This is a genomic window from Streptomyces sp. NPDC031100 (assembly GCF_055570785.1).
The window spans coordinates 336,597-348,767 of the sequence record NZ_JBVIGN010000006.1; the positions used below are offsets into that span (position 1 = coordinate 336,597).

General features: G+C 72.2%; 12 protein-coding genes. 7 read left to right on the forward strand and 5 right to left on the reverse strand.

All coding sequences use genetic code 11. The features are described 5' to 3' along the window. Positions 1–5: 5 nt before the first annotated feature. Positions 6–755, reverse strand: a complete 750-nt coding sequence (locus ACZ5DS_RS19700; RefSeq protein WP_468240028.1) for a hypothetical protein — start codon at positions 753–755, stop codon at positions 6–8. A gap of 73 nt (positions 756–828) precedes the next feature. Next, a complete protein-coding gene (locus ACZ5DS_RS19705; RefSeq protein WP_468240031.1) occupies positions 829–2,256 on the reverse strand; it encodes a M1 family metallopeptidase in 1,428 nt (475 codons plus the stop codon). A 166-nt stretch (positions 2,257–2,422) separates the two neighbouring features. On the opposite strand from ACZ5DS_RS19705, the gene ACZ5DS_RS19710 reads away from it, so the two are divergent. Then, complete coding sequence (locus ACZ5DS_RS19710) at positions 2,423–2,773, forward strand: DUF488 domain-containing protein (protein WP_468240034.1); 351 nt, start codon at positions 2,423–2,425, stop codon at positions 2,771–2,773. A 67-nt stretch (positions 2,774–2,840) separates the two neighbouring features. On the opposite strand, the gene ACZ5DS_RS19715 is transcribed toward ACZ5DS_RS19710, so the two are convergent. Together ACZ5DS_RS19715 and ACZ5DS_RS19720 are read right to left on the reverse strand one after the other, a co-directional pair. Next, positions 2,841–4,523, reverse strand: a complete 1,683-nt coding sequence (locus ACZ5DS_RS19715) for an FAD-binding dehydrogenase (protein WP_468240036.1) — start codon at positions 4,521–4,523, stop codon at positions 2,841–2,843. Between the two features lie 44 nt (positions 4,524–4,567). After that, complete coding sequence (locus tag ACZ5DS_RS19720; RefSeq protein ID WP_468240039.1) at positions 4,568–5,194, reverse strand: TetR/AcrR family transcriptional regulator; 627 nt, start codon at positions 5,192–5,194, stop codon at positions 4,568–4,570. A gap of 118 nt (positions 5,195–5,312) precedes the next feature. Between ACZ5DS_RS19720 and ACZ5DS_RS19725 the strand changes: the two genes are divergently transcribed. Beyond that, positions 5,313–5,942 carry an alpha-ketoglutarate-dependent dioxygenase AlkB family protein gene (locus ACZ5DS_RS19725; protein ID WP_468240042.1) on the forward strand — a complete coding sequence of 210 codons (630 nt, stop codon included), beginning with the start codon at positions 5,313–5,315 and terminating at the stop codon, positions 5,940–5,942. Positions 5,943–5,983: 41 nt separating this feature from the next. Beyond that, a complete protein-coding gene (locus ACZ5DS_RS19730; RefSeq protein WP_468240045.1) occupies positions 5,984–7,219 on the forward strand; it encodes a DUF4032 domain-containing protein in 1,236 nt (411 codons plus the stop codon). Here ACZ5DS_RS19730 and ACZ5DS_RS19735 read toward each other — a convergent pair whose 3' ends face one another. Continuing rightward, positions 7,220–8,086 carry a universal stress protein gene (locus ACZ5DS_RS19735; RefSeq protein WP_468240048.1) on the reverse strand — a complete coding sequence of 289 codons (867 nt, stop codon included), beginning with the start codon at positions 8,084–8,086 and terminating at the stop codon, positions 7,220–7,222. It lies immediately after the preceding gene. 56 nt (positions 8,087–8,142) lie between these two features. On the opposite strand from ACZ5DS_RS19735, the gene ACZ5DS_RS19740 reads away from it, so the two are divergent. The 4 genes from ACZ5DS_RS19740 to ACZ5DS_RS19755 all read left to right on the forward strand — a co-directional run bounded on the left by ACZ5DS_RS19740 (position 8,143) and on the right by ACZ5DS_RS19755 (position 12,154). Next, positions 8,143–8,496, forward strand: a complete 354-nt coding sequence (locus ACZ5DS_RS19740; RefSeq protein WP_468240051.1) for a VOC family protein — start codon at positions 8,143–8,145, stop codon at positions 8,494–8,496. 162 nt (positions 8,497–8,658) lie between these two features. Continuing rightward, a complete protein-coding gene (locus ACZ5DS_RS19745) occupies positions 8,659–10,335 on the forward strand; it encodes an NAD(P)/FAD-dependent oxidoreductase (protein ID WP_468240053.1) in 1,677 nt (558 codons plus the stop codon). Beyond that, complete coding sequence (locus ACZ5DS_RS19750) at positions 10,332–11,807, forward strand: ATP-binding protein (protein ID WP_468240056.1); 1,476 nt, start codon at positions 10,332–10,334, stop codon at positions 11,805–11,807. The genes ACZ5DS_RS19745 and ACZ5DS_RS19750 overlap by 4 nt, the downstream gene beginning before the upstream one ends. Beyond that, entirely contained in the window at positions 11,804–12,154 is a 351-nt protein-coding gene (locus ACZ5DS_RS19755; RefSeq protein WP_468240059.1) for a UBP-type zinc finger domain-containing protein, read from the forward strand. The genes ACZ5DS_RS19750 and ACZ5DS_RS19755 overlap by 4 nt, the downstream gene beginning before the upstream one ends. Positions 12,155–12,171 lie beyond the last annotated feature (17 nt).

Genomic DNA, 12,171 nt, shown 5'->3' on the forward strand with positions numbered 1-12,171 from the left:
GGATCCTAGGCGGCGCGTCCGGCGAGCCAGTCGGCGTACCCCATGACGACGACCGGGTGCCGGTCCGGGTCGAGGGTGCGCAGGAGTTCCTTCATGTGGGCCTTGGCTACGCTGACGCAGGCGTGGGTGGGGCCGCCGTGGTCGACGTGCAGCCAGACCCCGCCACCCCGCTTCGGGCCGAGGGGGCGGGTCCAGTCCAGGGGCGAGGTGCCCGGTCTGCGGTTGTAGTCGATGGCGACGACGTAGTCGAAGGACCCGGCGAGCGGTTCGCCCTCGAAGCCGGTGCCGGGCGAGACGAACCCGCTGGAGTGGTGGTACGGAAGCCTGCTGCCCGGGTCGGCCAGCAGGCCGCCCGCGTCGCTGAGCGTGAAGACGCCGAGCGGGGAGCGCAGGTCGCCGGCCATGTGGTGGTCGCTCCAGCCGTGCAGCGCGTTGTGAGCGGGCCAGGCGGCGCCCGCCTGCCAGCCGGTGGCGGTGCGCTCGTGCAGGGCGACCGTGGACAGCGGGGAGTTCCGGCCGCGTCCGGTGACGACGACGGCCTGCCGGGAGCGGTCCGGTATCGCGGCGTGGATCTTGGGGCTCAGGCCCGGTATCCGCCGAGGTGCCGACGCCACGGCGGTCTCGGGTGTGGGGGTGGCCGTCGGCGCCGGACGGGTGGTGGGGGTACGGCGCTCGGTCGCCTCGGCTCCGCCGCCGCAGCCGGTGAGCAGCAGCGGGGAGGCGAGGAGGGCGACGGCGGCTCTGCGATCGATCATGGGTCGACCCTGGCCGACACATGTTTGGAACCCGTCAGGTTCCACAACCCGTCAGGTCCCAGAGGCAGACCCTCTAGGCCTTGTCCGGCTTGCCCTTCGTGTAGAGCCAGGTGTGGAGGAGCCCGTCCAGGTCCTTTCCTGACACATGCTCGGCGAGCTTCACGAACTGGGCCGTCGTCCCGTGCCCGGCCCGGTGCTCGGCCGCCCAGGCGCGCAGGATCCGGAAGAAGTCCCGGTCGCCGACGGCCCCCCGCAGCTCGTGCAGGGCCATCGCGCCACGGGCGTAGACGGGGGTGCCGAAGATGTTCTTGCCGCTGCCCGGGTCGCCGGGCGGGAAGGACCACAGCTCGTCGCTCGCGGGGCGCCGGTAGAGGGCGTCGAAGGTCTTCCGGGCGCTGTCGCCGCCGTGCTGCTCGCTGTAGAGCCACTCGGCGTAGGTCGCGAAGCCCTCGTTGAGCCAGATGTCCTTCCAGGCGGTGACCGAGACGGAGTCACCGAACCACTGGTGGGCGTTCTCGTGGACGAGGGTGCTCACGTCGGGCGCCGAGTCGTAGAGGGGCCGGCCCTCGGTCTCCAGGGCGAAGCCGACGTCCGGGGCGTGGTCGACGATCGAGCCGGCGGCGCGGAACGGGTACGGCCCGAACAGCTTGCTCTCCCATTCCAGGACGGAGGGCAGCTTCTTCAGCACGGGCGCGGCCGCGCGGGCCTCACGGGCGTCGACCGCGTTGTAGACCTTGATGCCGTTGCGGGTGGTGTACTGCTCGACCTTGAACCTGCCTATGGTGGCGGTGGCCAGATAGGCGGCCATGGGCTCGGCCTGGTGCCAGCGGAAGGTGGTGCGGCCGTTCGCGGTGTGCTGCCCGCGCAGGACGCCGTTGGCGACGGCGGTGCGCCCCTTGGGGACCGTGAGTGTGAAGTCGTACGTCGACTTGTCCTTGGGGTGGCTGTTCGCCGGGAACCAGGACATCGCGCCCTGCGGCTCGCCCGCGACGAAGGCGCCGTCGTCGGTGGGTATCCAGCCGTCCTTCGAGCCGTCCGGGTCGGTGACCGGCTTGGGGGTGCCGTTGTAGGTGACGGTGACGCAGAACTCCTGGCCCTTGCGCAGCGCGTGGCGCGGGGTGACGACGAGCTCCTGGCCGCTGCGCCGGAAGCCGGCGGCGGCGCGGTCGACGGTGACGCCGGTGACCTTCAGGCCCTTGAGGTCGAGATCGAAGCGGGTGAGCTCCTGGGTGGCGCGGGCGGTGAGGACCGCCGTGCCGTCGAGGTGCCGGGAGCCGGTGTCGTAACGGAGCGTCAGGTCGTAGTGCCCGACGCGGTAGCCGCCGTTGCCGCTGAGCGGGAAGTACGGGTCGCCCGCGCCGGCCGCACCGGTGGTGCCGGCCGCCGTGGGTCCGGCGGCCCCGAGCAGGGCCGCCACGGCGACGGGCACGGCGGCGAGGACCGCCTCACGGCGGAGGACTGCGGGACGTCGTCCTGGGGCCTGTCTGTGGGCTGCCGTCACGGGCGCTCCTTCAGGGGGGCGGCGATGATCGATTCGCCCACAGGGTAGGCCCGTACGCGCCTCGGATTCCCCCTCGATCAGGTCAAGTCACGCCGCGTTGCCGTCCCCTGGCGCGGGACGGCCGACGTAGGCTCGCGTGACCGTCCGCGACCGAAGGGGACCGACCGTGAGCGTCCGAGTACGCCGGATCTACGAATCGCCGGATCCCGACGACGGCCTGCGCGTGCTGGTGGACCGGCTGTGGCCGCGCGGCCTCGCCAAGGACGCGGCGCAGGTCGACGAGTGGCCCAAGGCACTCACGCCGTCGACGGAGCTGCGCCGCTGGTACCACGCGGGCGAGCGCGACTACGCGGACTTCCGCAGCCGCTACGAGGCGGAACTGGCCGCTCCCGAGGCCGCCGAACTGCTGGACGGTCTCAGAGAGTCGGTGCGCAGCGGCCCGGTGACCCTGCTCACGGCGTCCAAGACGCCGGAGCAGAGCCACGCTGCGGTGCTGGCGGACCTTCTGGCGCACTGAGATCCTGTGTCATATCCCCGGTCAGACGCCGCGCGCCCGGCCGGGGATATGACACAGGATCTGAAGCTCAGCCCGTCTGCTGCGCCGCCGCCCGGCCCGCCGCGCGGCCCGAGAACAGGCAGCCGCCGAGGAAGGTGCCCTCCAGGGCGTTGTAGCCGTGGACGCCTCCGCCGCCGAAGCCGGCCACCTCGCCCGCCGCGTACAGCCCGTCGAGGGGCTTGCCGTCGGCGCCGAGGGCGCGGGAGTCGAGGTCGGTCTGGATGCCGCCCAGGGTCTTGCGGGTCAGCACGTGCAGCCGGACGCCGATCAGGGGGCCCGCGGCCGGGTCCAGGATGCGGTGCGGGCCGGCGACCCGGCCGAGGCGGTCGCCGATGTAGCGGCGGGCGTTGCGGATGCCCTGGACCTGGGAGTCCTTGCTGTAGGGGTTGGCGATCTGCAGGTCGCGGGCCTCGATCTGGCGGCGCACCTCGGCCGCGTCCAGCAGGGACTTGCCGGTGAGGCCGTTCATCTTCTCGACCAGCTGCTCCAGGGTGTTCGCGGTGACGAAGTCCGCGCCCTTGTCGAGGAAGGCCTGGACGGGGGCGGGCGCGCCCTTGCCGAGCAGCCGGTCCCGGAGCACGGCCCTGCGGTCCTTGGCGGTGATGTCGGGGTTCTGCTCGGAGCCGGAGAGCGCGAACTCCTTCTCGATGATCTTCCGGGTGAGGACGAACCAGGAGTGGTCGTACCCGGCGATGTCCTCGGTGGTGCGCAGGTACTTGAGGGTGTTGAGGGTGTCGTATCCCGGCAGGCACGGGTCGGGCAGGCGGCGGCCGAGGGCGTCCAGCCAGACGGAGGACGGGCCGGGCAGGATGCGGATGCCGTGGCCGGGCCAGATGGGGTTCCAGTTCTGCAGGCCCTCGGTGTAGTGCCACATCCGGTCCCGGTTGACCAGGCGCACGCCCGCCGCGGCGCTGATGTCGAGCATCCGGCCGTCGACGTAGGCGGGGACGCCGGTGACCATCCGGGCCGGGGGCGTGCCGAGCCGCTCGGGCCAGTACCGGCGGACGATGTCGTGGTCGGCGCCGATGCCGCCGGTGGTGACGATCACGGCCTGGGCGGTGAGGTCGAAGTCACCGACGCGCTCGCGGTGGGAGGCCACACCGCGCGGTGCGTCGTCGGCGGCGAGGACGGTGCCGCGCACCCCGCGCGCCGCCCCCTCCTCGATGACCAGCTCGTCCACGCGGTGGCGGTGGTAGAAGGTCAGCAGCCCGTCCCGGGCGGCCTGCCGGGCGTACCGGACGAAGGGTTCGACCACGCCGGTGCCGGTGCCCCAGGCGATGTGGAAGCGGGGTACGGAGTTGCCGTGCCCGTCCGCCCTGAGGTCGCCGCGCTCGGCCCAGCCGACGGTGGGCAGCAGCTCGATGCCGTGCCCCTGCAGCCAGGACCGTTTCTCGCCGGCCGCGAACTCGACGTAGGCGCGGGCCCAGCGCACCGCCCAGGAGTCCTCGTCCGCCAGCCGGTCGAACTGGGCGCTGCCCCGCCAGTCGTTCCAGGCGAGGTCGAAGGAGTCCTTGATGCCGAGGCGCCGCTGTTCGGGCGAGTCGACGAGGAAGAGCCCGCCGAAGGACCAGTACGCCTGGCCGCCGAGGTTGGCGGCGTTCTCCTGGTCGACCAGGGCGACACGCTTGCCCCGGCTGGTGAGTTCGTGTGCCGCGACCAGGCCGGCGAGGCCCGCTCCGACGACGATGACGTCCGCGTCCTTGGCGGCCATGGCGTCTGTGTCCTTCCGTCTGCGACTCGTACGGGGGTTACGGCTCATGCGGGGGTGTCGCTGCCGTCCGTCAGCAGGGCGGTGAGCAGTTGCTTGAGCCAGGTGCGGGCGGCGTCGACGTCCCGGTCCAGCAGCAGCTGGGTGGTGACGCCGTCGTAGGCGGCGACCACCGCGCGGGCGGCGCCGTCGACGTCGCCGAGCACGGCGGGCAGTTCGGTGTGGCCCCGGGCCCGGAAGAGCCGGTCGGCGATGGCCTCCCGGAGCCGGGTGCGGTGGTCGAGGAGGGCCTGCGCCACGGCCCGGTCGCGGGCCGCGTGCACCAGGAAGTCGGTTTTCACCAGCAGCCAGTCCACGTCGAGCAGCAGGACCTCGGTGACCCGGTCCACGGAGGCGGGCACGTCGAGGTCCGGGCCGTCCTGGGCGAGGGCGTCGGCCACCTGGGAGGCGATGAGGTCGGCGCGCTCCCGGTACAGGGCGAAGAACAGCTCGTCCAGGGTGGCGAAGTTGGAGTAGAAGGCGCCTCGGCTGTAGCCGGCCGCCTCGCAGACCTCCTCGATGGACACGCGGCCGAAGCCCTTGGCGGCGAAGACCGCGAAGGCGGCGTCGAGCAGGTTGGCCCGGGTCCGGGCCCGCCGCCGGGTGACCCGTCGCGCCGTGTCCTGCTCCGTCATGGTGGACCTCCGTTCGATACGGAAATGTATCCGATACATCGATGTATCGAAAGAGCCCTCACCCCTCCCACCCCCTTCAAAAGGGAACGTATTTTCGATTAAGGGGTAGGCTGGGCGCATGTCCACGCACCTTCAGGGCTCCCTGTTCGACCAGACCGACGAGGTGCGGCTCGGTTCTCTGCACGGACTGCGCCGGACCGAACTGGGCCTCGGCGCCTGGATCGACGTGCTGCCGGGCTGGCTGAGCGGAGCCGACGCCCTGTTCGAACAGCTGGCGGCCGAGGTCCCGTGGCGGGCCGAGCGCCGCACGATGTACGACAACGTGGTGGCCGTACCGCGTCTGCTCGCCTTCTACGCGGACCGCGACCCGCTGCCGCACCCCGTGCTGGACGAGGCCCGTGCGGCCCTGTCCGCGCACTACGCCGAGGAGCTGGGCGAGCCGTTCACCACCGCCGGGCTGTGCTTCTACCGCGACGGCCGGGACAGCGTCGCCTGGCACGGCGACCGGATCGGACGGGGCGCCCGCGAGGACACGATGGTCGCGATCCTCTCCGTCGGCGCGCCCCGGGATCTGCTGCTGCGGCCGGCGGGAGGCGGCGGCACGACGGTCCGGCGGCCGCTCGGGCACGGCGACCTCATCGTGATGGGCGGCTCCTGCCAGCGCACCTGGGAGCACTGTGTCCCCAAGTCCGCTCGCGCGACGGGACCGCGCATCAGCATCCAGTTCCGGCCCCATGGCGTGCAGTGACCCCTCCTGGCTTCCGCCCGGCGGGCCTTAGGGTTCGTCCCATGGCCTTGCAGATCAGTGCCACGAACCCGGAGCACCCCGCGCTCCTGCTCGAACTGCCCTGGGACGTACCCCTGGAGGAGTGGCCCGAGCAGTACCTCGTACCGCTGCCCCGGGGCATCTCCCGGCACGTCGTGCGCTACGCGCACGCCGGCGACGAGGTGATCGCCGTCAAGGAGCTGGCCGAACGGCCCGCGCTGCGCGAGTACCAGCTGCTGCGCGACCTGGACCGGCTGGGCATCCCCGCCGTCGATCCGCTCGCGGTGCTCACCGGCCGCACCGACGCCACCGGCGCCCCGCTGGAGCCGGTGCTGGTCACCCGGCATCTGCGCGGCTCGCAGCCGTACCGCTCGATGTTCGAGACGACCATGCGCCCGGCGACCATGCACCGCCTCATGGACGCCCTCGCGGTGCTGCTGGTCCGGCTGCACCTGGCCGGGTTCGCCTGGGGCGACTGCTCGCTGTCCAACACGCTGTTCCGGCGGGACGCGGGCGCCTACGCCGCGTACCTGGTCGACGCCGAGACCGGCGACCTGCATCCGCGACTCAGCCCCGGGCAGCGGGAGTACGACCTCGACCTGGCGCGCGTGAACATCAGCGGCGAGCTGCTGGACCTGGAGGCGTCGGGCGCGCTGCACCCGTCCGTGGACCCGGTCGCGTTCGGCCACGAGATCTGCACCCGCTACGAGGCCCTGTGGCAGGAGCTGACCCGCACCTCGGTCTACCCGGCGGGCAAGTACCACTACATAGAACGCCGGATACGCCGCCTCAACGAGCTCGGCTTCGACGTGGCCGAGATGCAGATCGCGCACTCCGCGGGCGGCGACACGGTCACCTTCGTGCCCAAGGTCGTCGACGCCGGCCACCACCAGCGCCAGTTGCTGCGGCTGACCGGTCTCGACACCGAGGAGAACCAGGCCCGGCGGCTGCTGAACGACCTGGAGAGCTGGATGGCCACCCAGGACGACTACGCCCCGGGAGACCCCCTCGCCGCCCGCCCCGAGGTGCTCGCCCACCGCTGGGTGCGGGACGTGTTCCGGCCCACCGTCCGCTCGGTCCCCGTGGAGCTGCGCGGCGCCGTGGACCCGGCCGAGATCTACCACGAACTGCTCGAGCACCGCTGGTACCTGTCCGAGCAGGCCCAGCACGACATAGGCCTGGACACCGCCGTCGAGGACTACATCAGGAACGTCCTGCCCAGGGCCCGCGCGACCCTGGAGCCGACGACCCCCGAGTAGTCACTCGTGCGGGACGACCGCGACCGGGCACTCGGCATGGTGCAGCACGCCGTGCGCGACCGACCCGATGCGGGTGCCCACGGCCGTGCGGTGGGCCCGCCGCCCGACGACCATCAGCTGGGCCCGCCCGGCCGTCTCGAGCAGCACCTGCCCCGCGCTGCCCATCTCGACGTGCTCGGCCACGGGCACCTGCGGGAAGCGCTCCCGCCACGGCTGCAGCGCCTCGGCCAGGGCCTTCTTCTCGAACGGCTCGAGACCGCCGGCGTCGTCCAGGAGCTTCAGCGAGCCGGGGCTGTAGGCGAAGACCGGGGGCAGCGTCCAGGCCCGTACCGCCCGGACGGTGGCGCCGCGGGCGGCCGCCGCCTCGAACGCGAACCGCAGTGCGGCCGCGCTGTCCTGCGGGCCGCCGTGCTGGCCGACGACGACGTCCCGGCCGGCCGCTTCCGCCGCCGGGCGGTCCCCGGCCCGCACCAGGACCACCGGCCGGGTCGCTTCGGCGATCACCTGCTGGCCGACCGAGCCCAGCAGGAACCCGACCACCCGGCCGTGGCCACGCGAGCCGAGCACCAGCATCTCGGCCTCGGCGGCCGCACCGGCCAGCGCCTCGACGGTCCCGCCCTCCACCACGTCCAGGTGCACGTCCAGCGCCGGGTGGCGCCCGGAGACGGCGCGCACGGCCGCCGCCACCCCCTCCGAAACCCAGCCGTGCTGGGTGTCCCGGTCGGCCGTGGCCAGCGTCTCTTCGTAGCGCCACACACGCACCACGCGCAGCGGCAACCCCCGGCGCACGGCCTCCCGGGCCGCCCAGTCCAGCGCGGCGTGGCTCTCCTCCGAACCGTCCGCCCCTGCCGTGATCGGGCGTGTCATGCGTGGGCCTCCTCGTTGTCCGCGTCTGCGGGGCCAGTCTTCCCTACACTGCGATCATGGCGCTGGACTGGGAACAGGTGAACGTCGACGCGGCCGACCCGGTGGCTCTCGGCCGCTGGTGGGCCGAGGCGCTCGGATGGGTGGTGGTCAACGACGACGCCGACGAGTACGAGATCCGCCCCGCCGCGGACCGGCTGCCGGGGCTGATCTTCGCCCCCGTACCGGAGAAGAAGCAGGTCAAGAACCGGCTGCATCTCGACTTCCGGCCCGACGACCAGGCCGCCGAGGTGGCGCGGCTGCTGTCCCTCGGCGCCCGGCACGCGGACGTCGGGCAGGGCGAGCAGCCGTGGGTGGTGCTCGTCGATCCCGAGGGCAACGAATTCTGTGTGCTGGGCGGGCGTCACGGCTGAGGCCGTCGTCCCCGCCGTGTCGCGCACGGCCGAGAGCGCCGTCCCTGCCGTATCCCGGGGCGAACCCGGGCGACCGAACATACGATGGGCGGGAGCCGGTGTGGTGGGCTGCACTCCAGAGGGTCCACCGCCCGTGGATCCGATCGCTCGGGTGGGAGACGTATGGCACAGGCTGCCGACGCCGCGCGGACCGTCATCCTGACCGTGGACGACGACCCGGGTGTCTCCCGCGCCGTCGCCCGTGACCTCAGGCGGCGCTACGGCGAGTCGTACCGGATCGTGCGGGCCGAGTCGGGAGAGTCCGCGCTGGAGGCACTGCGGGAGCTGAAGCTGCGCGGCGATCTGGTGGCGGTGATCCTCGCCGACTACCGGATGCCGCAGATGAACGGCATCGACTTCCTGGAACAGGCCCTGGACGTGTATCCGGGGGCGCGGCGCGTGCTGCTCACGGCGTACGCGGACACCAACGCGGCGATCGACGCGATCAACGTCGTCGATCTCGATCACTATCTGCTCAAGCCGTGGGACCCGCCGGAGGAGAAGCTCTATCCGGTGCTGGACGACCTGCTGGAGGCGTGGCGCACCAGTGCCTACAAGCCCGTGCCCAGCACCAAGGTGGTGGGCCACCGGTGGTCGGCGCGGTCGGCGGACGTGCGCGAGTTCCTGGCCCGCAACCAGGTGCCGTACCGCTGGTACTCGGTGGAGGAGCCGGAGGGGCAGCGGCTGCTGGCCGCGGCCGGGCAGGACGGGCAGCGGCTGCCGCTGGTGATCACCCCGGACGGCACGGTGCTGGTCGAGCCCGAGGCGCCTGAGCTGGCCGCGCGGGTGGGGCTGGCGACGACGCCCACGGCCGACTTCTACGACCTCGTGGTCATCGGTGGTGGTCCGGCCGGGCTCGGCGCGGCCGTGTACGGCGCCTCGGAGGGGCTCAGGACCGTGCTGGTGGAGCGGTCGGCGACCGGCGGGCAGGCCGGACAGAGCTCCCGGATCGAGAACTACCTCGGCTTCCCGGACGGGGTCTCCGGTGCCCAGCTCACCGGCCGGGCGCGGCGGCAGGCGGCCAAGTTCGGCGCCGAGATCCTGACCGCGCGCGAGGTGACAGGGCTGGAGATCAACGGCGCCGCGCGCATCGTACGGTTCGCGGACGGCTCGGCGATCGGGGCGCACAGCGTCATCCTGGCGACGGGCGTGCAGTACCGGCAGCTGGAGGCCCGGGGCTGCATCGATCTGACCGGCTGCGGGGTGTTCTACGGTTCGGCGCTGACCGAGGCGGCGGCCTGCCAGGGGCACGACGTGTACATCGTCGGCGGCGCCAACTCGGCGGGCCAGGCGGCGATGTACCTGTCCAGGTTCGCCAAGTCGGTGACGCTGCTGGTGCGCGGCCCCGACCTGTCGGCGTCGATGTCGTACTACCTGATCCAGCAGATCAACGACTCCCCGAACATCTCGGTGCGCAGCCACACGGTGGTCGACGCCGCGCACGGCACCGAGCGCCTGGAGCAGCTGACGCTGCGTCATGTGGCCACGGGCGAGTGCGAGAAGGTCGACGCCCAGTGGATGTTCGTGTTCATCGGCGCGGCTCCGCTGACCGACTGGCTGGGTGAGACGGTGCTGCGCGACGAGCGCGGTTTCATCCTGGCCGGGCCCGATCTGACCCCCGACGGGCGGCCGCCGGCCGGCTGGGAGCTGGACCGGCCGCCGTATCACCTGGAGACCAGCATTCCCGGCGTGTTCGTGGCGGGCGACGCGCGCGCCGAGTCCGCCAAACGCGTCGCGTCCGCCGTCGGAGAGGGAGCCATGGCCGTCATGCTCGTCCACCGGTATCTGGAGCAGTCATGAGCGGGCAGCCGATGCCGTGCAGCCCCAAGGAGATCGGCTCCCTGTTCCTCTTCGAGAAGCTGGCGCCCGAGCAGTTGGGGCGGCTGTGCAGCGAGGGCCGGGTGGAGCTGTTCCAGCCCGGTCCGGTGTACGCCGAGGGCGACCCCGCCACCTGCTTCTACGTGATGATCGAGGGCACGGTCGTGCTCTCGCGGCGGGTCGGCGGCGACGACGTGGAGGTCACCCGGACCTCGCAGCGCGGGGTGTACGCGGGCGCCATGCAGGCGTACCTCGGGGACCGGGTGCGGCAGGCGTACAACAACTCGATGCGGGTGACGGAGCCGACGCGGTTCTTCGTGCTGCCGGCGAACACCTTCGCGGCCATCATGAGCGAGTGGTTCCCGATGGCCGTGCACCTGCTGGAGGGCCTCTTCTTCGGTTCGAAGAACCTCCAGGCCACCGTCGGGCAGCGGGAGCGGCTGCTGGCGCTCGGCTCGTTGTCGGCCGGGCTCACGCATGAGCTGAACAACCCGGCCGCGGCCGCGGTCCGGGCCACGTCGACCCTGCGGGAGCGGGTCGCGAAGATGCGGCACAAGCTCGCCGTGATCGCCGAAGGCCCGTTCTCCCGGGACCAGTTGGCAGGCCTGATCGAGATCCAGGAGCGCACCGCCGAGCGGGTCGCCAAGGCGCCGGTGCTCAGCCCGCTGGAGGCCTCCGACCGGGAGGACATGCTCACGGACTGGCTGGAGGACCACGGCATCGACTACGGCTGGCAGCTCGCGCCGACCTTCGTGCAGGCCGGGCTGGACGTCGACTGGCTGGAGCAGGTCGCGGGGGCCGTGGACGAGGAGATCCTGCCGGGGGCGGTCGGCTGGCTCAACTACACGATCGAGACCGAGCTGTTGATGACCGAGATCGAGGACTCGACCACCCGTATCTCGCACCTCGTCGACGCGGCCAAGCAGTACTCGCAGCTGGACCGGGCGCCCTACCGGGTGGTGGACGTGCACGAACTCCTCGACAGCACGCTGCTGATGCTGTCGGGCAAGATCGGCCCGCGCATCCAGGTGGTCAAGGAGTACGACCGTGCGCTCCCGCAGGTCCCCGGCTATCCGGCGGAGCTGAACCAGGTGTGGACGAACCTCATCGACAACGCGGTGTGCGCCATCAACAGCGCGGGCGGGGAAGGCACGTTGACCGTGCGGACGGCGCTGGACCACGAGCGGGTGCTGGTGGAGTTCCGGGACACCGGGCCCGGGGTCCCGCCGGAGATCAAGAGCCGTATCTTCGACCCGTTCTTCACCACCAAGCCGGTCGGCGAGGGCACCGGTCTCGGCCTGGACATCTCCTGGCGGATCGTCGTCAACAAGCACCACGGCAGCCTGCAGGTCGAGTCGGTGCCCGGCGACACCCGTTTCCAGGTGCTGCTGCCGCTGACCGCCGAGACACCGGACGAGGCGTCCGCCCTGACGAGCCCCGAGGAGGCAGCATGAGCGGCGAGTCCGCGATCGACCAGAACGTTCCGCCGAGCGGCACCGGGTGCGTGGAGTGCGACGAGGCCGGCGGCTGGTGGTTCCACCTGCGCCGCTGCGCGCAGTGCGGGCACATCGGCTGCTGCGACGACTCCCCCGCGCAGCACGCCACCGCGCACTACCGGGCCACCGGGCACCCGGTGATCCGCAGCTTCGAGCCGGGCGAGAGCTGGTTCTGGAACTACGACACGAACGAGCTGTACGAGTCCGGCCCCGACCTCGCACCGCCGGTCAGCCACCCCGCCGACCAGCCGGCACCGGGTCCGGCGGGCCGGGTACCGGCGAACTGGGCCGAGACGCTGCGCTGAGCGCGTTCGTTTCGCGC

Coding starts and splice junctions, on each gene's coding strand:
- ACZ5DS_RS19700 (WP_468240028.1), bottom strand. CDS start 755: ATGATCGATCGCAGAGCCGCCGTCGCCCTCCTCGCCTCCCCGCTGCTG.
- ACZ5DS_RS19715 (WP_468240036.1), bottom strand. CDS start 4,523: ATGGCCGCCAAGGACGCGGACGTCATCGTCGTCGGAGCGGGCCTCGCC.
- ACZ5DS_RS19720 (WP_468240039.1), bottom strand. CDS start 5,194: ATGACGGAGCAGGACACGGCGCGACGGGTCACCCGGCGGCGGGCCCGG.
- ACZ5DS_RS19725 (WP_468240042.1), top strand. CDS start 5,313: ATGTCCACGCACCTTCAGGGCTCCCTGTTCGACCAGACCGACGAGGTG.
- ACZ5DS_RS19730 (WP_468240045.1), top strand. CDS start 5,984: ATGGCCTTGCAGATCAGTGCCACGAACCCGGAGCACCCCGCGCTCCTG.
- ACZ5DS_RS19735 (WP_468240048.1), bottom strand. CDS start 8,086: ATGACACGCCCGATCACGGCAGGGGCGGACGGTTCGGAGGAGAGCCAC.
- ACZ5DS_RS19740 (WP_468240051.1), top strand. CDS start 8,143: ATGGCGCTGGACTGGGAACAGGTGAACGTCGACGCGGCCGACCCGGTG.
- ACZ5DS_RS19745 (WP_468240053.1), top strand. CDS start 8,659: ATGGCACAGGCTGCCGACGCCGCGCGGACCGTCATCCTGACCGTGGAC.
- ACZ5DS_RS19750 (WP_468240056.1), top strand. CDS start 10,332: ATGAGCGGGCAGCCGATGCCGTGCAGCCCCAAGGAGATCGGCTCCCTG.
- ACZ5DS_RS19755 (WP_468240059.1), top strand. CDS start 11,804: ATGAGCGGCGAGTCCGCGATCGACCAGAACGTTCCGCCGAGCGGCACC.